Annotated in this window: 26 protein-coding genes; 11 read left to right on the forward strand and 15 right to left on the reverse strand. The window is 66.8% G+C overall.

Annotation, left to right across the window (positions count from 1 at the left end):
- Both Q0P59_RS18075 and Q0P59_RS18080 read right to left on the reverse strand, forming a co-directional pair.
- Positions 1–2,360: transglutaminase family protein (locus Q0P59_RS18075; RefSeq protein ID WP_295008976.1), on the reverse strand; the 2,360-nt coding region annotated here is incomplete at its 3' end.
- 96 nt (positions 2,361–2,456) lie between these two features.
- Entirely contained in the window at positions 2,457–2,639 is a 183-nt protein-coding gene (locus Q0P59_RS18080) for a hypothetical protein (protein ID WP_295008978.1), read from the reverse strand.
- A 23-nt stretch (positions 2,640–2,662) separates the two neighbouring features.
- Between Q0P59_RS18080 and Q0P59_RS18085 the strand changes: the two genes are divergently transcribed.
- Positions 2,663–3,172 (forward strand): phasin family protein, encoded by a 510-nt coding sequence (locus Q0P59_RS18085; RefSeq protein ID WP_295008980.1) that lies wholly within the window; start codon positions 2,663–2,665, stop codon positions 3,170–3,172.
- 94 nt (positions 3,173–3,266) lie between these two features.
- A complete protein-coding gene (locus Q0P59_RS18090; RefSeq protein ID WP_295008982.1) occupies positions 3,267–3,461 on the forward strand; it encodes a hypothetical protein in 195 nt (64 codons plus the stop codon).
- Between the two features lie 33 nt (positions 3,462–3,494).
- Here the strand turns inward: Q0P59_RS18090 and Q0P59_RS18095 are convergent, their stop codons facing one another.
- The 7 genes from Q0P59_RS18095 to Q0P59_RS18125 form a co-directional block, all read right to left on the reverse strand.
- Positions 3,495–4,670 carry a hypothetical protein gene (locus Q0P59_RS18095; protein ID WP_295008983.1) on the reverse strand — a complete coding sequence of 392 codons (1,176 nt, stop codon included), beginning with the start codon at positions 4,668–4,670 and terminating at the stop codon, positions 3,495–3,497.
- 67 nt (positions 4,671–4,737) lie between these two features.
- Positions 4,738–4,944, reverse strand: a complete 207-nt coding sequence (locus Q0P59_RS18100) for a zf-HC2 domain-containing protein (protein WP_295008985.1) — start codon at positions 4,942–4,944, stop codon at positions 4,738–4,740.
- Positions 4,938–5,546, reverse strand: coding sequence for a sigma-70 family RNA polymerase sigma factor (locus tag Q0P59_RS18105; protein ID WP_295008987.1), 609 nt, complete (start codon positions 5,544–5,546; stop codon positions 4,938–4,940). Before Q0P59_RS18105 ends, Q0P59_RS18100 begins: the two co-directional genes overlap by 7 nt.
- A complete protein-coding gene (locus Q0P59_RS18110; protein ID WP_295008990.1) occupies positions 5,506–6,054 on the reverse strand; it encodes a DoxX family protein in 549 nt (182 codons plus the stop codon). Before Q0P59_RS18110 ends, Q0P59_RS18105 begins: the two co-directional genes overlap by 41 nt.
- On the reverse strand, positions 6,051–6,797 hold the full coding sequence (locus tag Q0P59_RS18115) for a putative DNA-binding domain-containing protein (RefSeq protein WP_295008992.1): 747 nt from the start codon (positions 6,795–6,797) through the stop codon (positions 6,051–6,053). The genes Q0P59_RS18110 and Q0P59_RS18115 overlap by 4 nt, the downstream gene beginning before the upstream one ends.
- Positions 6,794–7,642 carry a DUF692 domain-containing protein gene (locus Q0P59_RS18120; RefSeq protein WP_295008994.1) on the reverse strand — a complete coding sequence of 283 codons (849 nt, stop codon included), beginning with the start codon at positions 7,640–7,642 and terminating at the stop codon, positions 6,794–6,796. The genes Q0P59_RS18115 and Q0P59_RS18120 overlap by 4 nt, the downstream gene beginning before the upstream one ends.
- A 68-nt stretch (positions 7,643–7,710) precedes the next feature.
- Complete coding sequence (locus tag Q0P59_RS18125) at positions 7,711–8,028, reverse strand: hypothetical protein (protein WP_295008996.1); 318 nt, start codon at positions 8,026–8,028, stop codon at positions 7,711–7,713.
- A gap of 241 nt (positions 8,029–8,269) precedes the next feature.
- Between Q0P59_RS18125 and Q0P59_RS18130 the strand changes: the two genes are divergently transcribed.
- The 3 genes from Q0P59_RS18130 to Q0P59_RS18140 all read left to right on the forward strand — a co-directional run bounded on the left by Q0P59_RS18130 (position 8,270) and on the right by Q0P59_RS18140 (position 11,337).
- Positions 8,270–9,922 carry a sensor domain-containing diguanylate cyclase gene (locus tag Q0P59_RS18130; RefSeq protein ID WP_295008998.1) on the forward strand — a complete coding sequence of 551 codons (1,653 nt, stop codon included), beginning with the start codon at positions 8,270–8,272 and terminating at the stop codon, positions 9,920–9,922.
- Between the two features lie 73 nt (positions 9,923–9,995).
- Positions 9,996–10,379: a DUF302 domain-containing protein gene (locus Q0P59_RS18135; RefSeq protein WP_295009000.1), complete on the forward strand. Its 384-nt coding sequence runs from the start codon at positions 9,996–9,998 to the stop codon at positions 10,377–10,379.
- Between the two features lie 37 nt (positions 10,380–10,416).
- Positions 10,417–11,337: a bestrophin family ion channel gene (locus Q0P59_RS18140; protein ID WP_295009002.1), complete on the forward strand. Its 921-nt coding sequence runs from the start codon at positions 10,417–10,419 to the stop codon at positions 11,335–11,337.
- A gap of 11 nt (positions 11,338–11,348) precedes the next feature.
- Here Q0P59_RS18140 and Q0P59_RS18145 read toward each other — a convergent pair whose 3' ends face one another.
- Positions 11,349–12,446 carry an ABC transporter substrate-binding protein gene (locus Q0P59_RS18145; RefSeq protein WP_295009004.1) on the reverse strand — a complete coding sequence of 366 codons (1,098 nt, stop codon included), beginning with the start codon at positions 12,444–12,446 and terminating at the stop codon, positions 11,349–11,351.
- Positions 12,447–12,697: 251 nt separating this feature from the next.
- Between Q0P59_RS18145 and Q0P59_RS18150 the strand changes: the two genes are divergently transcribed.
- From Q0P59_RS18150 to Q0P59_RS18160, 3 genes are read left to right on the forward strand one after another with little or no spacing between them, the layout of a single operon-like run.
- Positions 12,698–13,147 (forward strand): cytochrome c, encoded by a 450-nt coding sequence (locus tag Q0P59_RS18150; protein WP_295009006.1) that lies wholly within the window; start codon positions 12,698–12,700, stop codon positions 13,145–13,147.
- Between the two features lie 9 nt (positions 13,148–13,156).
- Positions 13,157–14,785: an NAD(P)/FAD-dependent oxidoreductase gene (locus Q0P59_RS18155; RefSeq protein WP_295009008.1), complete on the forward strand. Its 1,629-nt coding sequence runs from the start codon at positions 13,157–13,159 to the stop codon at positions 14,783–14,785.
- Positions 14,782–15,048, forward strand: coding sequence for a hypothetical protein (locus tag Q0P59_RS18160; RefSeq protein ID WP_295009010.1), 267 nt, complete (start codon positions 14,782–14,784; stop codon positions 15,046–15,048). The genes Q0P59_RS18155 and Q0P59_RS18160 overlap by 4 nt, the downstream gene beginning before the upstream one ends.
- Positions 15,049–15,073: 25 nt before the next feature.
- Here the strand turns inward: Q0P59_RS18160 and Q0P59_RS18165 are convergent, their stop codons facing one another.
- On the reverse strand, positions 15,074–15,649 hold the full coding sequence (locus Q0P59_RS18165) for a DUF2478 domain-containing protein (RefSeq protein ID WP_295009012.1): 576 nt from the start codon (positions 15,647–15,649) through the stop codon (positions 15,074–15,076).
- 277 nt (positions 15,650–15,926) lie between these two features.
- On the opposite strand from Q0P59_RS18165, the gene Q0P59_RS18170 reads away from it, so the two are divergent.
- Positions 15,927–18,125, forward strand: coding sequence for an OsmC domain/YcaO domain-containing protein (locus Q0P59_RS18170; protein WP_295009014.1), 2,199 nt, complete (start codon positions 15,927–15,929; stop codon positions 18,123–18,125).
- A gap of 15 nt (positions 18,126–18,140) precedes the next feature.
- Here the strand turns inward: Q0P59_RS18170 and Q0P59_RS18175 are convergent, their stop codons facing one another.
- The 4 genes from Q0P59_RS18175 to Q0P59_RS18190 all read right to left on the reverse strand — a co-directional run bounded on the left by Q0P59_RS18175 (position 18,141) and on the right by Q0P59_RS18190 (position 21,367).
- Entirely contained in the window at positions 18,141–18,524 is a 384-nt protein-coding gene (locus tag Q0P59_RS18175) for a hypothetical protein (protein WP_295009016.1), read from the reverse strand.
- Positions 18,521–19,897: a chromate efflux transporter gene (gene chrA / locus Q0P59_RS18180; RefSeq protein ID WP_295009018.1), complete on the reverse strand. Its 1,377-nt coding sequence runs from the start codon at positions 19,895–19,897 to the stop codon at positions 18,521–18,523. The genes Q0P59_RS18175 and chrA overlap by 4 nt, the downstream gene beginning before the upstream one ends.
- Positions 19,894–20,835, reverse strand: a complete 942-nt coding sequence (locus tag Q0P59_RS18185; RefSeq protein WP_295009020.1) for a chromate resistance protein ChrB domain-containing protein — start codon at positions 20,833–20,835, stop codon at positions 19,894–19,896. Before Q0P59_RS18185 ends, chrA begins: the two co-directional genes overlap by 4 nt.
- Positions 20,836–20,926: 91 nt before the next feature.
- Entirely contained in the window at positions 20,927–21,367 is a 441-nt protein-coding gene (locus Q0P59_RS18190; RefSeq protein WP_295009022.1) for a helix-turn-helix domain-containing protein, read from the reverse strand.
- A gap of 83 nt (positions 21,368–21,450) precedes the next feature.
- Between Q0P59_RS18190 and Q0P59_RS18195 the strand changes: the two genes are divergently transcribed.
- Both Q0P59_RS18195 and Q0P59_RS18200 read left to right on the forward strand, forming a co-directional pair.
- A complete protein-coding gene (locus tag Q0P59_RS18195) occupies positions 21,451–21,945 on the forward strand; it encodes a DUF2938 domain-containing protein (RefSeq protein WP_295009024.1) in 495 nt (164 codons plus the stop codon).
- 49 nt (positions 21,946–21,994) lie between these two features.
- Positions 21,995–22,222: a DUF2798 domain-containing protein gene (locus Q0P59_RS18200; RefSeq protein WP_295009026.1), complete on the forward strand. Its 228-nt coding sequence runs from the start codon at positions 21,995–21,997 to the stop codon at positions 22,220–22,222.
- Positions 22,223–22,239 lie beyond the last annotated feature (17 nt).

Below are 22,239 nucleotides of genomic sequence, written 5' to 3' on the forward strand. Positions count from 1 at the left end.
TCGTCGATGCGCGGCGCCTGGCTGGTCGGCCCGATGAACAGGCCGGAGAACAGGTAGGACAGGCTGGGATGGTTGTGCCAGTAGGCAATCAGGCTGCGCAGCAGGTCCGGCCGGCGGAGGAAGGGCGAATCGTTCGGCGTGGCGCCGCCGAGCACGAAGTGGTTGCCGCCGCCGGTGCCGGTGTGGCGGCCGTCCATCATGAATTTCTCGGTGGTCAGGCGGGTGTGGTAGGCCGCTTCGTAGAGGTGGGTGGTCTGCTCGACCAGTTGCGCCCAGGACTTGGCCGGGTGGATATTGACCTCGATGACGCCGGGGTCCGGCGTGACGCGGAAATGCGTCAGGCGCGGATCGGACGGCGGCTCGTAGCCCTCGAGGATGACCGGCAGTTGCATTTCCTCGGCCGTCGCCTCGACGGCGGCGATCACTTCGAGGTAATCCTCCAGCTTCTGAGTCGGCGGCATGAAGACGTACAGCTTGCCGTCGCGCGGCTCGGCACACATGGCCTGGCGGGTGATCCAGGCCGCCGACTCCTTGTCGCCGGGTGCGGTGTCGGTCGGCTTTTCCCAGGGGTGCCCCTGTCCATCCGGACCGCCCCGACCGAAGGCCGGGCCCGGCACCCGCATCTGGGCGCGGGCCGGTTTCTGTCCGTTCGCCAGCGCCCGGTACGCGGCGTGACTGGGCAGCGGCGCCCTGGCCATTTCGGCGTCGGGCGGATTGATGTAGGGATAATCGCTCTTCGCCGTCCACGGCTGCGAATCGAGCGGCAGGCGATAGCCGAGCGGCGAATCGCCGGGAAACAGGTAGCAGCGCTCCGCGCGCAGGAACCACGGGCCGGTCTGCCACGCGTCGCCGACGTTCTTCATGATCGGCAGCACATGGCCGACGGTATGCGTCATGCCCTGCGTGAACACCTTCATCAGCCGTTCGCGCTCGAGTGGATCGTCCACCCGCGAATCGAAGGGATCGACGTTGCCGGGCAGGCGGCGCTCGCGCCACAGGTAGTAATAGACATCCTCGTAGGCCGGGAAGACATGCTCGGATGTCACCCCCAGGCGCTCGGCGACGCGCTTCAGGAAGCGGCCGGCCTGCTCGGCGGTGGCGCCGTAGTCCTGGCGCTCGTCGGCATAGAGGGCCGGGGCGTTCCAGATCGGCTCGCCATCCTTGCGCCAGAAGCAGTTCAGCGACCAGCGCGGCAGCTGCTCGCCGGGATACCACTTGCCCTGGCCGAAGTGCATCAGGCCGTTGGGCGCGTATTTCTCGCGCAGCTTGTGAAACAGTTCGGCCGCGTAGAAACGCTTGGTCGGGCCGAGGGCGGCGGTGTTCCACTCGGCGCCGTCGGGGTCGTCGCTGGCCACGAAGGTCGGCTCGCCGCCCTGGGTCAGGCGCACGTCCATGGCCTGCAGCCTGGCGTCGATGGCCTGGCCGAGGCTTTCGATCTCGATCCACTGCGCGTCGCCATAGGGCTTGGTGACGCGCGGCGCCTCCCAGACGCGGGTGACCTGCATGTGGTGGGCGAACTCGGTCTCGCATTCGTCGATGCCGCCGGTGACGGGCGCCGCCGAGGCCGGCTCCGGCGTGCAGGCGAGCGGAATGTGGCCTTCGCCGGCGAACAGGCCCGAGGTCGGGTCGAGGCCGATCCAGCCGGCGCCCGGCAGGTAGACCTCGGCCCAGGCGTGCAGGTCGGTGAAGTCTGCTTCCGGGCCGGAGGGGCCGTCGAGCGACTTGACGTCCGGCGTCAGCTGGATCAGGTAGCCGGACACGAAGCGGGCGGCCAGGCCGAGGTGGCGCAGGATCTGCACCAGCAGCCAGGCCGAGTCGCGACAGGAACCGGTTTTCCTGGTCAGCGTTTCCTCGGGCGTCTGCACCCCCGGCTCCATGCGGATGGTGTAGCCGATGTCGCGCTGGACCTGGGCATTGAGCGCCACCAGGAAATCGACGCTGCGCTTCTTCTCCAGCGAGATGCCGGCGACGTATTTGTCGAATCGCTTGCCGCCGGCCACCTTGTACAGATAGGGCGTCAGTTCGTGGCGCTGCCAGTCCTCGTAGGCAAACGGGAATTCCTCGGCGTGCGGTTCGAGGAAGAAATCGAAGGGATTGATGACCGACATTTCGGCGACCAGGTCGACCTCGAAGCGGAACTCGCGGGTTTTTTCCGGGAACAGCAGGCGGGCCAGGTAGTTGCCCTGCGGGTCCTGCTGCCAGTTGATGAAATGGGTCTCCGGCGTGATCTTCAGCGAGTACGACAGGATGCGCGTCCGCGAATGCGGGCAGGGGCGCAGGCGGATGATCTGCGGCCCCAGATTGACCAGGCGGTCGTAGGAATAGTGCGTGACGTGGTTGAGGGCGACGTGAATGGACACTTGCGGCTCCGGGCAGGATGACTGGCAGGTTAAAAGCAAAAGGCGAACCATCCCGAAAACCCGTGCTTTGTCCCGATTACGATGTTGCCATGCACTTCATGAAAGCCCGATGACGCCGCAACGCACCAAACGGGGGCGAATCGACGCCGCCGGCGGCACGGGTTTTCCGGGCCGCTCTGCGCCACCCGCGCCGCCACCCTGGCCACCATTCGCAAGCAATTTTGCTGCAGTGCACAATTTTCGGAAAAAGTGCTCTATACTGGCGTCGATTTCATTCATTACCCCCCACCTAGGAAACCGCCATGTCCATCAATACCGAACAGTTCGCCGCCGCCAACAAGGCCACCGTTGATTCCCTGCTGGCTGTTGCCAACACCGCCCTCGCCTCCGCCGAGCGCATCGCCGCCCTCAACCTGAACACCGCCCGCAGCGCCCTGGAAGACACCGCCTCCGGCGTGCAGACCGTGCTCTCCGCCAAGGACCCGCAAGCCGCCTTCGCCGCCCAGAAGTCGCTGGCCCAGCCGGCTGTCGACAAGGCCGTCGCCTACGGCAAGTCGGTTTACGAAATCACCAGCGAAGCCCAGCAGGAACTGGCCAAGATGGTCGAAGCCCAGTTCGGCGAATTCCAGAAGTCCGTCACCAAGATGGTCGACCTGGCCGCCAAGTCCGCCCCGGCCGGTTCCGAAAGCGCCGTTGCCGCCATCCAGAGCGCCGTTGCCGCCGCCAACTCCGCTTTCGGCAACATGAATGCCGTGGCCAAGCAGTTCGCCGACGCCACCCAGGCCAACATCGCCGCGCTGACCAAGCGCTAAGATCCGGCTTCAGCCGAAAAAAAGGCCCTGCGTCACCCGCAGGGCCTTTTTTCTGGTACAAAGCCGAGCCATTGAAATGCAGGGAGAGTAACGCATGTCTGACCAGGACATCGACCAACAAGCCGAACGCATGCTGGAAGCCGCGCTGGGCGGCATGACGCCGCACGAGGCCTTGCTGGAAGCATCGCGCGCCGAGAGCGCCGACGTCGATGCGCGGGCCGCGGCGGTCGCCAGGAACCGCGAACGCGCACTGAAGCTGCTCGAAGCCATCGAGAAATCGCTGGGCTGATCGCCCGCCCAGCCATTCATCCGCGCCGGCGAGTCAGGGCAAGGCCGCCAGCCAATCCTTGATGCAGGCGTAAACGCGGGCGTCGCAGGTCAGCCCCATGTGGGCGATGCCGCCGAGACGCGCGCTATCGACGTTGCCGGTCACCGGATGATCGGTCGCGCTGCCCAGGGTGACCAGTCCGTCACCGAACCACTCGGCCAGCGGGTGGTCGACATCGTCGGTCAGCGTGCTGCCGATGAAACGCAGGGCCACGGCATGCGGGGTTTCCGGCCTGGCGCCGGGGCCGTGGCGCAAATCCTTGATGCCCTGGCTGCGGGCATCGGCCACTTTTCCCAGCGGCGCGGTCACGCGACTGAGCTTGAGCGCCTGGCCGGCCAATTCGCCAAGCCGTTCGACCGGCGACCCGAGGTGGGGCGAGCCCAGGCAAAGCAGCATGCGCAGGGAGCGCAACCAGCGCAAATCGTCCTCTGCCGCCCGTTCGCAGGCGGCGCGCGCAATCAGCCCGCCCATGCTGTGGCCGATCAGCACCAGTTCCCGAACCGGCACCGGCCAGCAGGCGACGAGCCTGTCGAGCAGGATGGCCAGTCGCTCGCCGTTTCCGGCGATCGGCAAGCCGGTGTTGTAGCGCAGGTAGAGCGGCTCCAGGGCGAAATCGGCGAGCAGCTGGCGGCCGAAATCGATCTCGCCTGCGTTGGCCGGCGACCAGCAGTGTTCGTCGAAGGCCAGGCCGTGAACGAACAGGCAGAGGCGTCCGCCGCTGTCCGGGAAAGCCGCCGCCAGCGCGGCGCTGTCGATGGCGAGCGGCACGTCGTCGCGATACAGGGCCATGTCGATGGCCAGGACATTGCCCATCTGCGCCAGATGGTCTCCGAAAGCGGCATTCAGGGCGCTGCGCACGCCGCCCAGACGGCCCGGCGGCGCCTCGCCGGGCGGCAGCTGTTTTTCGAGCAAGGCGCCCACCCCCAGCAGGCCGCCGCTGCCGTGCTGGATGGCGGCATAGACGCCGCCGGCGATCAGGTCGTGGGCCTGGCGGACGAGCCCGGCCGGCAGGGCGACGCCGGGTATCTTGTCCAGGGTGTCGAAGGTGGTCGCGGCAATGGCCCGGTGCATCTCTTCGACGCGGGCGGCGGTTTCCTGGACGGCCCCCCGGGCGGCATCGCTGTAGCCGGACTCGGCCTCCGGCGTGGGCGGCGGCGGTTTGCGTTTCATCGCGCGGCGCCGTGTCGTGCTGCGCAGATGAGGGCGGCGGGCATCCCGATCGGCGACATGGGCAGGATCAGGACGCCGACGAACTGTCGTCGCCGCCGCCCCGCCGCTGCATGAAGCGGCGGCAGGCCAGGCGCAGGAAATCCATCTGTTCGCGGAAGTTGCGGCAACCGCGGCACATCGCCAGATGCACTTCGAGTTGCAGCTTCTCGCCCGTGCTCAGCGGGCGATCCTGGGCTTCCGACATCAGCCGCGTGGCTTCCTTGCAGTTCAGCATGCGCGCTCTCCGGGTGCGAACCAGCTTCCCTCCAGGCAGCGGCGCAAGCCGTTGCGGGCGCGATGCAGGATCACGTTGCAGTTGCTGACGGTGAGGCTCAATTCACGGCAGACCTCGTCCGTCTCGAATTCCAGGAACTCGCGCATCATGAAAACGCGGGCCGTCTTTTCCGGCAGATGATCGAGGCAGGCTTCGAAGACCTCCCAGAAACGCTCCTCGCGCAGGGTGTCGGCCGGATCGCCCCAGCCGAACGGGCGCGTTTCCGGCCGCCAGTGCGCGTTGTCCTTGAACAGGGCGTCGAAGGTCTCATCCAGGCCGGCCTCGTCGTCGCCCAGCGCGGAGACGTTGGTGGTTCGGGACTGGACGCGGATGAGGTCGACGATCTTGTTGCGCAGGATAGAAAAAACCCAGGTCTTCAGCGCCGAGCGCCCGGCAAAATCGCGCGCCCCGGCCAGGGCGGCGACCAGCGCCTCCTGCACCGCGTCTTCCGCCAGCGTCGCATCGCGCAGTTGCAATTGGGCAAACTTCAGCATGTCGCGGCGCACTTCCGCAACGAATTGGTCATCGATTAACGGTTTGTCGGACAAGAGAGGTCGATGCATTCAGGGAGTTGACAGGGTTTTCGGTGCAACGCCGCCGAATCCAGGCATCGATGGACAGTTTCCCGGGGCCGTGCAGCAGCAGTGGCAACAGCATACCAATGAACAGCACCGGAAGCTTGAAATTACCCTGCCCGCTGTCGGTAAAGACATAGCCCTGCATCAGTTCGCCGTAGCTGCCCCAGGACTCCGGCCAATGCACGGCGGCGATGGCCACCACGGTGAGAACGGTCAGCGAGATCGAAACGAAGCGGGTGGCCAGGCCGACGACCAGCGCGATGCCGCCCAGCAGTTCGAACCAGGTGGCCATCTGCCAGCTGATTTCCGGCGGAACGACGTTGAACGGGAAGGGAAAGCGCTCCTGGATGTCGGCAAACCAGTTGTGGCCGTGGAGTTTTTCCAGGCCGGATTCGAAGAAGTCCCAGCCGAGCAGGATGCGCAGGCTGAGCAGCCCGATCCACAGGCCCAGCAGGTCGATGCCATCGAGTGTCCGCAACGCGATGTTCTTCATGATTGGCTCCCCAGGATGACGCCTTGCCGCAGCAGGTCGTCGAGCAGCCCGGCCCCGAAGCCGAGCAGCTTCTGCGGATCGGGATAAGCGAGTTCGTCGGCCAGGCGCAGGATGGCCTGCCTGCCGGTCGGCGCCTCGGGCGCGCGCAGGAGATCGATCAGGCGCGCGGTGAGCGGCGTGACTTCCGAAAACCGTACCGTATCGTCGCCGTCGCGATAGACCAGCAGATGGGTCGGCTGCCGCTTGCGCGGACGATAGTCGGCGCCGATCCGATGGACCGGCCAGGCGTAGGCCAGGTTCATCAAGGCCGGGTTGAGCACCACCCCTGCTTGCATCGGGTCGCCCGCCGGATCGGCCTGCGGCCGGGGCGCTTCCATCACGTCCACCGCCAGCTCGGCCCACTCGTAATGCGCCAGTTCGGGCAGCCAGCGGGGCAAGGGCTGAGCGATGCCCGAGGTGCCGAGATAGCGGGCGAATTCGCCGGGAATCTCGCGAAACCACGGCGAGTGCATCGGCCAGTCGCGCAGGAAGCCGCGGCACAGGCGGCGCCAGCGCGCTTCGCCGAGCAGCTGGCGGCAGACCGGGAAACAGCTATCGACGAAACCGCACAGGTTGTTGAAGACCAGTTCGCGATAGACGGCAACCAGGCCCTCCGGTGTCCCGGCCGGGCGCGGCACGCGATGCGGATCGCGCAGATGGCGCGCGAAGGCGTGCTGGAACTGCTGAAAGCCGGGCTGCATCATGCCACCTGCCTTTCTGCCGTATGCATCTGCGCCTGCAGGCGGGCGATGCGGCCGACCTCGGCGCTCAGCTGCGCCAGGTCGGGGATGTTGAAGTCGCGCTCGAGGCAGGTGGGAATGTCGCTGCCGATGCGCCGGTAAGTCTCGGCCAGCAGCGACCATACCGGGTCGATCACCGCGGCGCCGTGCGTATCGACCAGCAGGCCGTCGGCCTCGACATAATGGCCGGCGACATGGATGTAGCAGGTGCGCTCCAGCGGCAATGCCTGCAGGAAAGCCAGGGGATCGAAGCCGAAATTCCGGCTATTGACGTAGATGTTGTTGACGTCGAGGTGCAGCAGGCAGTCCGCCTCATCAACGACGGCCGAGATGAATTCCGCCTCGCTCATCTCCGCCCCCGGCGGCGCCACGTAGTACGAGGCGTTCTCGATGCCGATCCGGCAGCCAAGGATGTCCTGGGCCTGGCCGATGCGCCCGGCCGTCCACCGCACGGCCTCCGCGCTGAGCGGGATCGGCAGCAATTCGTAGAGGTGGCTGTCGTCGGCGCACCAGGACAGGTGCTCGGTGTAGAGGCCGATCCCGTGCTCGGCCATGAAGGCCCTGATCCGCCGCAGCAGCGCTGAATCCAGCGGCGCCGGCCCGCCCAGCGACAGGGACAGGCCGTGGCAGACGAAGGGATGGCGCTCGGTGAAATGGCGCAGGTCCCGGGCCGACCGGCCGCCCATGCCGGCCCAATTTTCCGGCGCCAGCTCGAAGAAGTCGATGCCCTCCGGGACACCGTTGCGAAGTTCGGCGATCAGTTCCCGGCGAAAGCCGAGCCCTGCGCCGCCAAGGGGGCGATGGTTCATGACGGTTCCTTGTGGTGTCCCGGTCCGGGCGGCGACGGGCCGCTGGCGCGCGCCGCCCGCTCCCCTGCTTACTTCTTGTCGGCGCCGCACTTGGCTTCGCCGCACTTGCCATCCTTCTTCTTGTCGGCCATGCCCTTCTTGTCGGCACCGCACTTCGCCTCGCCGCACTTGCCGTCCTTCTTCTTTTCCATGCCGCCCTTGCGATCGGCGCCGCACTTGGCTTCACCGCACTTGCCGTCCATCTTCTTGTCGGCCTGGGCCAGTTGATAGCCGTCCTGCAACGGCTTGGCGGCAAACGGATTGTCGGCCGCATGGGCGACGGAACCGAAGGTGGCGGCTGCGAGCAGCGAACAGGCGGTCAGGGAAACGAGGTTCTGCTTTTTCATGATTTTCTCCGTAGTGGTTGGGATGTCGCGAGCGCATTGTTCGTTCGCTCGAAGGATTGGTCGGCACGGCCACGCATTTCTTACACCCCCGAGCGTTTTTTTTCGAACGATGGAAAATCGGCCGGCGAACCCATGCCGGGATTGACGTAAGCCACAGCCAAGCCTAGCCTGATGAGTGCGATGCAAGCGGACGAGCCGGTTCGGCGACTCCGTTTTTGGTCACCCGCCAGGAGGACCCGGCGTGAGCGGAAAGTCGACGGCAGACGGACAGCACGACAGCGAGGCTATGGCGACGGCGGCGTGCGCGGGCGCGCATGCCCATGCCGCTGTCCAGCCGCGCCATGTGTCGCTGCGCACCAGCCTGTTCGTCCTCGTCCTCATCTGCGTGCTGCCCGGCGTGGCGCTCTGCGCCTACCTGGTCCTCGCCAACTACCAGCTGGAAAAGCGCCATATGGCCAGCGAGACGGAACGCCTGGCCGGGCAGATATTGGTCGAGCTCGACCGCGAGCTGGCCGCCATGGAATCCGGCCTGCGCGTGCTGGCCACCGCCGAACAGCTGAAAAGCGGCGAATTGCACCGCTTCCATGAAATCGCCCGCGCCGCCCTCAAATCCCAGACGGCCTACGCCTACGTGCTGATCGACCCGCAGGGCAGGCAGATTCTCAATACCCTGCGCCCCTATGGCACGCCGCTGCCGGCCAGCGGCAACCCGACGCAGCTGGCGGAAATATTCGAATCCGGCAAGACCGTCCTCACCGATCTGTTCGTCACGCCCCTCGCCGGGAAACAGGTCATCGCCCTCGGCGTGCCGGTCTATGGACGGGACGGCACGATCATCTACACCCTGGTCATCGGGCTCCTTCCCGAGCAGTTGATCCAGCTGCTCAACCGCCAGCCGATCCCGAGCGGCTGGCTGGCCGCGATCATCGACGGTTCCGGAACGGTGGTCGCGCTGTCCCGCGACGGCGAACAGTTCGTCGGCCGCAAGGCGCTGCCCGATCTGCGCAAGCGCCTGCAGGACGACATGCACGGCTCCGTATCGACGACGACCGAGGACGGTACGGCGGTGACCACCGCCTACGCCCGCTCGGCGCGCTGGAACTGGAGCGTCGCCACCGGCGCCCCCAAGACGCTGATCGAGGCCGGGATGTTCCGCCTGTTCACCGGCATCGGCCTCGCCGCGCTGTTCTTCATCGTCGCCGGCAGCTGGCTGGCCATCGTGATCACCCGCCGCGTGCTGTCGTCGGTCGAATACCTCAACGACGCCGCGCTGGCCCTGCGCGAAGGCAAGCCGCTCGCCCCGCCGCGGATACAGCTCTACGAAGCCGAGGCGGTCGGCGAGGCCATCGTCAAAGCCTCGCACCTGATGGCCGAGGTGCATCACCGCGCCTACCACGACCCCTTGACCGAACTGGCCAACCGCGCCCTCTTCTACGAGTTGCTCCAGCACCAGCTGGCCGTCGCCGAGCGCGAAAACGGCCGGCTCGCCGTGCTCGCCATCGACCTCGACAATTTCAAGGTGGTCAATGACGAAGAGGGGCACCCCGCCGGCGACCACCTTCTCGAAGCCGTCGCCCGCCGCATCGAATCGACCATTCGGGCCTCGGATGCGGCGGCCCGCATGGGCGGCGACGAGTTCTCCATCCTGCTCGTCGATGCCGACCGGGAAAGCGCCGTGGAAACCGCCCAGCGCCTCGTCACGCGCCTGGCCGAGCCCTACGACGGCATTCGCAGCCCGGTCAGCGCCAGCATCGGCATCGCCATCTACCCGACGCACGGCAAGGACATCTGCCAGTTGCTGGAAAACGCCGACCGCGCCTTGTACGTCGCCAAACACGGCGGCCGCAACGCCTTCCGGCTGGCCGTCGACCGCCCGACCGCGCCCGGCGGCTGAACGGCGCGGGCGGATTGTTCGATCGACGCGCCTCCGCTATCCTGCTGCCCGCAACCCAGCCCAAGGAAGAGTCGTGTTCTACATCGTCGAAAGCAGCAAGTCGTTCTACGAAGCCAATCTCGACCTGGGGCCGGTGATCGAGCGCCTGGGTTTCGTCGTCCTGCATCGCCAGGACCTCGGCGAACTGCTGCAGCGGCGGGGAATCGACTTCGACGAGGAGTGCCAGGTGCATGAGGTCATCAACTACCGCCACGCCGCCGACCTGCTCAATATCGACATGCGCCTGAGCCTGGCGCTGCCCTGGCGCATCTCGGTGTTCACCGAAAACGGCACCACCCGGATCGGCCTCGTCCGCCCGCCGGCGCTGGCCGCAGCCTGCTGCGGCGACGGCGAGGCGGCACGCATCGTCGCCGACATCGAAGCCCGGCTGATCATGGTCGTGGACGAAACGCGCTGAAACCCCGCCCCCCGTCACCTTTCCCCTTGCCCGCCCGATGATCGTTCGCCCCCACCTCCACTGGTTTCGCCTGCTCTTCGTCTGGCGCGGCTCGGTACTGCCGTACATCGCCACCCGCCTGCTGCTCGTCCTGGCGGTATCCGTCGCCAGCGTCCTCAGCCTGGACTGGTGGATGAACGCCCATGCCGCCTCGGCGCTGTCCATCCCGCCGTTCACGCTGATGGGCGTGGCGCTGGCCATCTTCCTCGGCTTCCGCAACTCGGTCAGCTACGAACGCTACTGGGAGGCGCGCAAGCAGTGGGGCGCCCTGCTCATCGCCGCCCGCTCGCTGACCCGCGAAATCGCCAGCTTCGCCCCTCCTGAAATCGAGCTGCAGCAACGCGTGGCGCGCATGCTGGCCGCCTTCGCCTACGCCCTCAAGCACCAGCTGCGGCGCACCGACCCGCGGGCCGACCTGGCCTGCCGGCTCGACCCGGCACTGGTCGAGCACGTCTGCGCCGCCCGCTTTCCGCCCGCCGTCCTGCTCCTCGCGCTGGGCCGCGAACTCGCCGCCGCGCAGCGCAATGGCGCGATCAGCGACCTGCAGCTGCTGGCCATGGACCGCAACCTTAACCTGCTCACCGAAGCCTCCGGCGCCTGCGAGCGGATCGCCAACACCCCCATTCCCTACACCTACCGCGTGCTGATGAACCGGACGGTGATGGTCTATTGCCTGCTGCTGCCGGTCGGCCTCAGCACCTCGATCGGCTGGCTGACCGCCGTCGTCGCCCCGTTCATCGCCTACACCTTCCTCGCCCTCGACGTCATCGGCGAACAGATCGAGGAGCCCTTCGGCACCGAACCGAACGACCTGGCCCTGGCCTCGATGTGCCACGGCATCGAAGCATCGGTCTGCGAGCTGGTCGGCGAAACGCCGCGCAGCGCGGCGCCGGCAGTCGTCGATTACGTCGTGACCTGAGCCGCCGGGCGTCAACGCATCAGCTTGCCGCCGGCGCCGATGATCGTCAGCTCGACGAACTGGCTGCCCTCGTGGCTCTGCGGCGAGAAATCGACGACATGGCCGCCCAGTTCGAACGGCGCGCCTTCCAGCGCCTTGACCACGGCATCGCGCGTCGCTTGCGGGCCGGCCCGGCGGAGCGCCTCGAGCAGCACCTTGCCGTAGATGAAGCCTTCCATCCCGGTCACCGTCGGCTGCGCTTCCGGGTGCCGCCGGCCCAGCGCCTTCTGGTACTCGCGCGCCAGCGGCATGACCCCGGAAAACGGAAACGGCACCACCTGCACGATACCCAGCCCGCGTGCCCGTTCGGCACCGATCCGCTCGACGATCTCGCGGTCGTTGTTGACCGACAGCGCGTAAAGCTGGGCGACGCCGCCGCGCGCCCGGTAGGCCTGGACGAAGGCGGCCGTGGCCTGGGTATTCGATGCCATGACGATGGCCTGCACGGCGCTCGCCTTGAGCAGGGTGTCGACCGCCGCGTCGACCTGGGTCGTGTTCTTGGCGTATCCGGCGCTCGCCACCAGACTCAGGTTGCGCTTGGCGAGCGCCTTGCGCGCCGACTCCAGGCCGTCCTGGCCGAAGGGGTCGTCCTGGTAGAAGACGGCGAACTGGCGGCTGCCGATGGCGGACGCCATTTCAACCAGCTTGTCCATCTCCGACTCGTAGCTGGCGCGCAGATGGAACACCAGCGGATGCCCGGGCTGGCGCAGGTTGACGGCGCCGGTGCGGACGCCGACGATGGGCAGGCCCAGCTCGTCGACGACGCCCTGCTTGAGGAGCGCCGCCATGTTCCCGGTGCCGACCAGGCCGAGCAGCGCCACCGGCTTGTCCGGCCGCCGGGCGACCTCGCGGGCCAGGCGCACCGTCTCTTCCACCTTGTAGCCGTCGTCCAGCGATTCGAGCACCACCTTCTGGCCCTGCACGCCGCCCTTGTCGTTGGCTTCGCGGAAGGCCAGCTCGGCCCCCTGGCGGAGCAGTTTGCCAGTATCGGCCAAGGGACCGCTGAGCGGCGCGATCTGCACCACCCTGAGGTCGGCGTGGGCCGCGCCCGAGCAGAGAAAAACCGCCAACGCGAGCCATCCGGCACGCGCACAAGTTGCCTGAAAACGCCTCACAGCCACCCCTTCCGAAAAGATACTCGATGGCGCCGCGCATTTCCGCGCCGCCCATATTCCACATTGCAGAATTTATATCCGCATGATGAAACCGAGAACTGTGGCTACTACGTAACGCCGCCAAGGCCGGCGGCGCCGGGCGTTTCCTGCGGGTCGCGGGCAGCACGTATAATCGGCGCCTCCCGATTTCACGCCGCCCCACGCCCATGCCCGCCGTCCTACGTGCCGCCCTCATCCTGTCCGTCACCTTGCTGGCCGCCTGCGGCGAGCCCGAGGACACCCGCCCGGGGCAGCCGGTCAAGCAGCGCCAGCAAGCCTTCAAGGAGATCATCAAGTCCTTCGAGCCGATGGGCGTGATGCTGCGCAAGGGGCCGTACGACGCCGAACGCTTCGGGAAATTCACCGCCGAGCTGGTCGCCAGGCGCGACGGACCGTGGAGCCACTTCGGCCCGGATACCAATTACCCGCCGACCAAGGCGACGCCCGAGGTGTGGAGCCAGCCCGCCGCCTTCGACAAGGAAAAGCAGGCCTTCCTGGCGGCCACCGACCAGTTGCAGGCCGCCGTCCAGGGCGGCGACAAGGCGGCCATCGAAAAAGCCTACGACGCCGTGCACGACGGCTGCAAGTCCTGCCACAAGCAGTTCAAGGCTCGCTGAGGACCGCCCATGTTGCGCATCACCGAACTGAAACTTCCGCTCGACCATGCCGCCGACGCCCTGCGCCCGGCCATCTGCCAGCGCCTGGGCATTGCCGAAGCCGACCTGCTGGACTTCAGCATCTTCCGCCGCGGCTACGACGCCCGCAAGAAATCCGCCATTGCACTGATCTACACGCTCGACTGCACCCTGCGCGACGAAGCCGCCGTGTTCAAGCGCCTGCACGGCGACCGCAACGTCGGCCCGACGCCTGACATGGCCTACAAGGTCGTCGCCCGGGCGCCGGCCGGCCTCGCCGAGCGGCCCATCGTCATCGGCATGGGCCCCTGCGGCTTCATGGCCGCCCTGCTCCTGGCCCAGATGGGCTTTCGCCCCATCGTGCTCGAGCGCGGCAAGATCGTCCGCGAGCGCACCAAGGACACCTGGGGCCTGTGGCGCAAGAACACGCTGAACCCGGAATCGAACGTGCAGTTCGGCGAAGGCGGCGCCGGCACCTTCTCGGACGGCAAGCTGTACAGCCAGATCAAGGACCCCAACTTCTACGGCCGCAAGGTGCTGGAAGAGTTCGTCAAGGCCGGCGCCCCCGAGGAGATCATCTACGTCAGCAAGCCGCACGTCGGCACCTTCCGGCTGGTCAAGATGGTCGAGAACATCCGCCAGAACATCGTCGACCTGGGCGGCGAAATCCGCTTCGAGGCCAGGGTGGACCGGCTGCTGCGCGAGGACGGCCAGGTCGTCGGCGTCGAACTCGCCGGCGGCGAGCGGCTGATGAGCCGCCACGTCGTGCTCGCCGTCGGCCACAGCGCCCGCGACACCTTCCAGATGATCCACGACTGCGGCGTCTACGTCGAAGCCAAGCCCTTCGCCATCGGCTTCCGCGTCGAACACCCGCAAACGCTGATCGACAACGCCCGCTTCGGCCCCAGCGCCGGCAACGAAATCCTCGGCGCCGCCGACTACAAGCTGGTGCACCACTGCAAGAACGGCCGCGCCGCCTACAGCTTCTGCATGTGCCCCGGCGGCCAGGTGGTCGCCGCCACCTCGGAACCCGGCCGCGTCGTCACCAACGGCATGAGCCAGTATTCGCGCGCCGAACGCAACGCCAACTCGGCCCTGGTGGTGAACATCGACCCCGAGGATTTCCCCGGCGATTTCAGGAAGAACCCGCTCATCGGCATGGATTTCCAGCGCCACTGGGAGTCCGCCGCCTTCGTCGCCGGCGGCGGCGACTACAGCGCCCCGGCGCAAAAGATCGGCGATTTCCTGGCCGGCCGGCCGTCCACCGCGCAAGGCAGCGTCGAACCCTCCTACCAGCCGGGCGTGCATTGGACCGAGCTGAGCGCCTGCGTGCCCGCCTACGTCACCGAGGCGCTGCGCGAGGCGATCCCCGCCTTCGACCGCCAGATCAGGGGCTTCGCCATGGCCGACGCGGTGCTCACCGGCGTCGAGACGCGCACCTCATCGCCGATCCGCATCAAGCGCGGCCCCGACTACCAGAGCATCAACACCCGCGGCCTCTACCCGGCCGGCGAAGGCGCTGGCTATGCGGGCGGCATCCTGTCGGCGGGCGTGGACGGCATCAAGGTCGCCGAAGCCGTCGCCCTCTCCATGCTCGCTACCCCGCCGCAGGCCGCATGAGCGTCGAACTCGGCGTCCCGCTCAGCAGCGGCCTCTACGAACAGGCTCTGAAAAGCGCCGCGGCGACGCACCAACCGGTTGAGCAGGTCGTCGCCTTCTGGGCCGAGATCGGCCGCCACGCCCTGGCCTCCCCGGACCTGACCGTGCAGGTGCTCGAACTCGTGCTGCGCAACGAACCCGAAATCGACAACGACACCCCGCCCCGCGAGGTCGTCGATCACCTGTGGAAGGCGCTGCGCGACAGGGCGCGCCAGGGCGGCTGAGGACGGGCGCGCGCCGCCGGGGATGTTATCGGCAGTTGCCGATGGTCGATTGCTGCAGCCCCCAATTGCCGCATGGGTTCGGGTACGCCCCGCCGGTTGCCAGGCCGTGCTGTTCCCGCCAGACCCCCTCGATCCACGAAAACATGCTGTCCAACGCTGGCGGCAGCAACACGAAGCGATTTCCGGTGAAGGACCGCCAGGCATCGTATTGCTGTGGGCGAACGGTGGTCAGCAGGGGGATACCGGATGCCATCAACAGAAACAGTTCGGCAGCCACGCCTTTTCCCGCCGCCTCCGACGACGAAAAGCGAGGGAAGATGGCCAGGTCGGCGCCATCGCGCACGATGTCCTTCATGTGACCCGCCAACGCGGATTGTTCATCTCGCCCGCCGGAGGTATTCGAAGCGGCCTGGTATTGATCCGGCGTGTAGCTGCGGCACGAATCCAGGTCGATGAATGCGGGACACACATTCCCGCTGGGTTGCCACGCCGTCGTGGCCAGAATCCCGCGGACCCACCACCCCCGCTCCCTGAGCGATAGCGCGAAGCTGGCCAGCAAGTCCTCCACCGCCGGAGCGCTGTCGGCGGTAATGGCAGCCACGGAAAAAGGCGATGAATTCGTTATATCCATTTGTATATATCGATAGTCGCGTTCGTAGAAATTTTCCAAGAGCGCGAAGACTTTCAGGGGTTCCCGGATTCGTAATGTACTTTTGTATATAACGAATCACAATAGACCTTTCGACTTAAGCGCCGAGGGATTGCGGACGGATAAACGCCCCGTCCGCCCCGCCGGGCACCGAGAAACCCCCGCCTTTCCCCCGGGAAAATCCGATAATAGCGGCCGATTCGTTTTGAACCCTATCTGGAATCCCTGCATGGAAATCAAGGTCAACTTTCTCGACAAGCTTCGCCTGGAGGCCAAGTTCGACGACTTCACGGTCATTGCCGACCAGCCCATCCGCTACAAAGGCGACGGCTCGGCGCCGGGGCCGTTCGATTACTTCCTGGCTTCGTCGGCCTTGTGCGCGGCCTACTTCGTGAAGCTGTACTGCGACACGCGCAACATCCCGACCGAGAACATCCGCCTGTCGCAGAACAACATCGTCGATCCGGAAAACCGCTACCAGCAGATTTTCAAGATCCAGGTCGAGCTGCCGGCGGATATTTCCGACAAGGATCGGCAGGGCATCCTGCGTTCCATCGACCGGTGCACCGTGAAGAAGGTGGTGCAGGCCGGGCCCGAGTTCGTCATCGAGGAGGTGGAAAACCTGGATGCCGATGCGCAGGCCCTGCTCACGCTGAATGCCGATTCGGCGACGCAGACCTACATCGCCGGCAAGGACCTGCCGCTCGAGCAGACCATCGCCAACATGTCGGGCTTTCTGGCCGGCCTGGGCATCAAGATCGAGATCGCCTCGTGGCGCAACCTGGTGCCCAACGTGTGGTCGCTGCACATCCGCGACGCGCACTCGCCGATGTGCTTCACCAACGGCAAGGGCGCGACCAAGGAAAGCGCGCTGGCGTCGGCGCTGGGCGAGTACATCGAGCGCCTGAACTGCAACCACTTCTACAACGACCAGTTCTGGGGCGAGGAGATCGCCAACGCGGCCTTCGTGCATTACCCGGACGAGCGCTGGTTCAAGCCGGGCCGCAAGGATGCGCTGCCGGCCGGCATCCTCGACGACCACTGCCGGGCAATCTACAACCCGGACGGCGAGTTGCGCGCCTCGCACCTCCTCGATACCAACTCCGGCAACACCGAACGCGGCATCTGCACGCTGCCCTACGTTCGCCAGTCGGACGGCGAAACGGTCTATTTCCCGACCAACCTGATCGACAACCTGTTCCTGAGCAACGGCATGAGCGCCGGCAACACGCTGGTCGAGGCGCAGGTGCAGTGCCTGTCGGAAATTTTCGAGCGGGCCGTCAAGCGCGAAATCCTCGAAGGCGAAATCGCGCTGCCCGACGTGCCGGCCGAGGTGCTGGCGAAATACCCCGGCATCGTGGCCGGCATCGCGGAGCTGGAAAAACAGGGCTTCCCGGTACTGGTCAAGGATGCCTCGCTGGGCGGCGAATTCCCGGTCATGTGCGTGACCCTGATGAACCCGCGCACCGGCGGCGTGTTCGCCTCCTTCGGCGCCCACCCCAGCCTGGAAGTGGCGCTCGAGCGCAGCCTGACCGAGCTGCTCCAGGGGCGCAGCTTCGAAGGCCTCAACGACCTGCCCCGGCCGACCTTCGAAAGCAACGCCGTCACCGAGCCGAACAACTTCGTCGAACACTTCATCGATTCCAGCGGCGTCGTGTCGTGGCGCTTCTTCAGCGCCAGGTCCGATTACGACTTCGTCGAGTGGGACTTCTCCGGCCACGGCGAAAACTCCAATGCCGACGAGGCCGCGACCCTGTTCGGCATTCTCGAAGACATGGGCAAGGAAGTGTACATGGCGGTCTACGACCAGCTCGGCGCCACCGCCTGCCGCATCCTGGTGCCGGGTTACTCGGAGATTTACCCGGTCGAGGACCTGATCTGGGACAACACCAACAAGGCCCTGGCCTTCCGCGCCGACATCCTGAACCTGCACAGGCTGGACGACGGCGCGCTGGAAGCGCTGCTGGAGCGCCTGGAGGACAGCGAACTCGACGACTACACCGACATCATCACCCTGATCGGCGTCGAATTCGACGAAAACACCGAGTGGGGCCAGCTGACGATCCTCGAGCTGAAGCTGCTGATCAACCTCGCCCTGCAGGATCTCGCGGCGGCCAAGGAACAGGTCGAGGCTTACCTGCAGTACAACGAGAATACCGTCGAGCGCGGCCTGTTCTACCAGGCCCTGAACGCGGTGCTGGAAGTGCTGCTCGACGACGAACTGGAGCTGGCCGACTACGAGGCCAATTTCCGCCGCATGTTCGGCGACCCGCGGATGGATGCCGCCATCGGCTCGACGGATGGCAGCGTGCGCTTCCATGGCCTGACGCCGACCAGCCTGAAACTGGAAGGGCTGGACCGGCACCAGCGCCTGATCGACAGCTACCGGAAGCTGCACGCCGCCCGGGCCAGGGCGGCGGCAAGCTAGCGGCAGGCCCGGGGGTCAGAGGGCAGGCCGCTGGCCGGCCAGGGGCGCGAGATTGCCGGACAAGACCTCCTGCCCGTCCATGAAAAGACGGACAGCCTGGCCTTGCCGGCGAACCTCGTGGCATTCCTCGGGCTCCCGGGACTTCGCCCAGCGCCAGCACAGCCGGTTGCCGCTAACCCGCCAGCGGCCCTGGGCAGCCTTGCCCATGTTCATGCCGCGCAATTCCCCGTCCGCGCCAAACTGGTAGGCGAAATGGACGCCGTCGCCGAGGTCCTGGTCGGCAAAGGCCCGGCTGAGCGCCTCGCCGCGCAGGCTCGCCCAGCCCTTGTCGGCCGCAGCCGCGCCGAGGGCGACGACCATGGCCGCCACGGCGACCAGCCGGTGCGCGGCGCGGCTCACAGGATGAAGGTCTTGAGCAGGAAGCCGAGCAGCGCGCAGCCGGCAATGACCTGGATGACGTTCGCCTTGAAGCGGAACAGGGCAATCGCCGCGCCCAGCGCAATGAGCGCCGACACCCACTCGAACGAACCGGCGAAACCCTGCGGCCACAGCACGTGGTAGCCGAAGAACAGCGCCAGGTTGAGGATGACGCCGACCACCGCCGCTGTGATGGCGGTCAGCGGGGCGGTGAATTTCAGGTCGTTGTGGGTCGTTTCGATGAAGGGGCCGCCCATCAGGATGAAAACGAAGGACGGCAGGAAGGTGAACCAGGTGACCAGCGTGGCGGCCAGCGCACCGGCCAGGAACAGGCCGTCCGGGCCGAATAGCGCCCGCATTTCGGCGCTTTGGTAGCCGCCGACGAAACCGACGAAGGTAACCACCATGATCAGCGGCCCGGGCGTCGTTTCGCCGAGCGCCAGGCCATCGATCATCTGCGTCGGCGTCAGCCACCCATAGCCGCCGACCGCGCCCTGATACACATAGGGCAGCACCGCATAGGCGCCGCCGAAGGTGAGCAGCGCCGCCTTGGTGAAGAACCAGCCCATCTGGGTCAGCGTATGCGCCCAGCCGTAATGGGCGGCGAGCAGCGCCATCGGCACCAGCCACAGCAGGCTGCCGACCAGCGCGGCCCTGAGCAGCTTGCCCCAGGCAAACAAGGCATGCTCGGGCGTCGGCGTATCGTCGTCGATCAGCGCCGGGCCGAAGGATTTGTCCGCCTTGCCGTGCCCGCCGCCGGCCTTGAACTTGTCCGGCGCGATGCGTCCGCCGACGTAGCCGATGGCTGCAGCCGCCGCGACGATGGCCGGGAAGGGCACATTGGCAGCGAAGATGGCGACGAAGGAAGCGGCGGCAATCGCCCACAGGACGTTGTTCTTCAGGGCGCGCGAGCCGATGCGATGCGCCGCCTGGACGACGATGGCGGTCACCGCCGGCTTGATGCCGTAGAACAGTCCGGCGACCAGCGGCATGTCGCCAAACGCGATGTAAACCCACGACAACCCGATCAGGATGAACAACGAAGGCAGCACGAACAGGCCGCCGGCGACGATGCCGCCCCAGGTCCGGTGCATCAGCCAGCCGATGTAGGTCGCCAGCTGCTGCGCCTCCGGCCCGGGCAGCACCATGCAGTAGTTGAGGGCATGCAGGAAGCGGCGCTCAGAAATCCAGCGCCGGCGCTCCACCAGCTCCTGGTGCATGATGGCGATCTGCCCGGCCGGGCCGCCAAAGCTGATGAAGCCGAGTTTCAGCCAGAACCGGAAGGCCTGCCAGAAGCCGACATCGGCCGGCCGGGCATCGGCTGTTGCGGGGGGTGGGGTCAGGGGTGTCGTCATGCTTTCGGGCCTTTCTCGAAGGAGGCCAGCAGTCCGTCGAAAATGTGGCTGGACAGGGCCAGCAGTTGGTCGTCGTCGGCGATGGCGTCGCGCAGGCCGGCCAGGGCGCTCTCGATGCCCGCCGCCTCGGGCGGCTGGACGCCGCCCACGTCGAGGAAATGCACCAAGGCGCCGAAGCGTTGCAGGGCGGGCGTTTCCAGCCCGAAGCTGGCGAGCAGCACTTCGACGCTGACCCGGGCGCCGACATGGGTGAAGGTCGCGCCGTCGAAATCGAAACCCAGCGCATCGGCCGGGCAGTCGGCCGGCGTCGCCAGCCACAGAATGCTGGCCTGCGGGTCGATATGGCGGCGAATCAGCCAGGCGCAGGCCAGCCGGTCCACCCAGGGCCGGCGTCGCGTCGCCCAACGGCGCCCCTGGTAATCCGCGACATTCAGGCGGGCAATGGCCTCGTCGCTGACCGGCTGCGGCTCATCGGGAGACAAGGCCCGGGCCACCCGCTGCTCGAGGTCGCGCAGCGCGGCATCGGCCTGCTTCCGGGCTTCGCCGGGAAAGAAGTCGATGGTCGCCAGGCTGGTGTACGCCTTGCGCAGCCTGCGGGCCTGCTTCAGGGCATCGTTGGCCGTGTCCGGGCCCAGGGCGCCCCGGGCGGCGGCAATGTCGTCGAGCAGGGTGGCGAAGTCGGTGCCGCGGTCGAAAAGCGCGACGAAGTTGCCGTCGTCGGGCTCTTCGAGGCGAACGACCAGCGCCGTCCCCTCGGCCGCGCGCACGTCGGCGGCCACGGCATCCAGCGTGCGCCGGCAATCCTCGCGTTCGGGCATCAGGTAGACGCCGTCGCGGAGGACGGCGGCGCCCGAGGCCTTGAGGCTGCGCCAGGCGCGCATGCGGGCCGTGGCGTTCTCGGTGGGCAGGCTGGTAATGAGTGCGATCCATGTATCCATGAACGAATTCTACAATTCAGTAGCGAATTCTACAAATACGTCCTTACGCTACAGATTCCCGGATCATGCGCGCCATGCCGCAACACGAGCCTCAGCCCGCCTGCCCGGGCGGTGCCTTGCGCAGCGCCTTTCCCCAGCGTTTTTCCAGCGCCCCGGTCGCCGCCGCTTGCAGCAGCTTCTGGAAGCTCGGGCATTCGGCGTGGCTGGGCGCCGGGCAGGCGGCGGCGTGGCGCAGGCCACTGCTCACCGCTTTCAGGCGCTTGATCAGGGCGTCGATTTCATCGGCCTTGGCGGCCAGCAGCTGGCGGTCGATGTTGGGCGGGCCGTAGGGCGACAGCATGGAGCGGATTTCATCGAGCGAGAGGCCGGCCGCCTGCCCGAGGGCGATCAGTGCCAGCTGGTCGAGCACGTTGGCGGCGTAGCGGCGGCGCGCGCCCTTCTCGCGAACCGAGGCAATCAGGCCCTTCTGCTCGTAGTAACGCAGCGCCGACGAGGGAATGCCGGTCTGTTTGCTGACTTCGGAAATATCCATCGCGACGCCCCTTGACTTGAAGTTAACTTCAACTTCTACAGTGCACGCCAGGGTCGCTTTCGTCAACTTTCAAGGAGTGTGCGATGACATCGTTGGCAGACATACTGAAGATCATCCTCATCGGCTGCGGCGCCACGCTGCTCATGGACATCTGGCTGATGTTCCTGAAGCGGCTCGGCGTGCAGACGCTCAATTTCGCCTTCATCGGCCGCTGGGTCGGGCACCTGTTCCGGGGGCGGGTCGCCCATGCGTCCATCGCCCGGGCGGCGCCGGTGGCGCATGAAACCCGGCTCGGCTGGCTGACCCACTACGCCGTCGGCATCGCCTTCGCCGGCTTGCCGGTCGGCCTGGCCGGCCGCGCCTGGCTGAATGCGCCCTCGCCCGGCGTCGCCCTGCTCACCGGCATCGCCACGGTCGTCTTTCCGCTGCTGGTGATGCAGCCGGCGATGGGCCTGGGATTTGCCGCGGCGAAAACCCCGGCACCGCTGCACAACTGCCTGCGCAGCCTGGCCAACCATGGCGTCTTCGGTCTCGGCCTCTTCCTTTCCGCCAGCGTCGTCGCCTGGATTTCGCGATGAACGCCCTTCCCCCACCCCCGAAATCCACAGCTTTCCCGGAGAAAACCCCATGATCCCCAAGAAATACGCCCCCATGCTGTTCAGCCTCATCCTGTCCGGACTGATGTCCTGCCTGGTTTCCGGCATCGCCACCTACCGCGCCGCCGGCCTCGTCGACGGCTTCTTCGCCCTCTGGTCGTCGGCCTGGGTGGCCGCGTGGCTGCTGGCGTTTCCGACGGTGATGCTGGTCGCGCCCTTCACCCAGCGCGTCGTCCGTTCACTGGTCGCGGAAAGCTGAAGGCCCGCCCCTGACGG

It is taken from the genome of uncultured Dechloromonas sp. (assembly GCF_945957265.1).
Classification (GTDB): domain Bacteria; phylum Pseudomonadota; class Gammaproteobacteria; order Burkholderiales; family Rhodocyclaceae; genus Azonexus.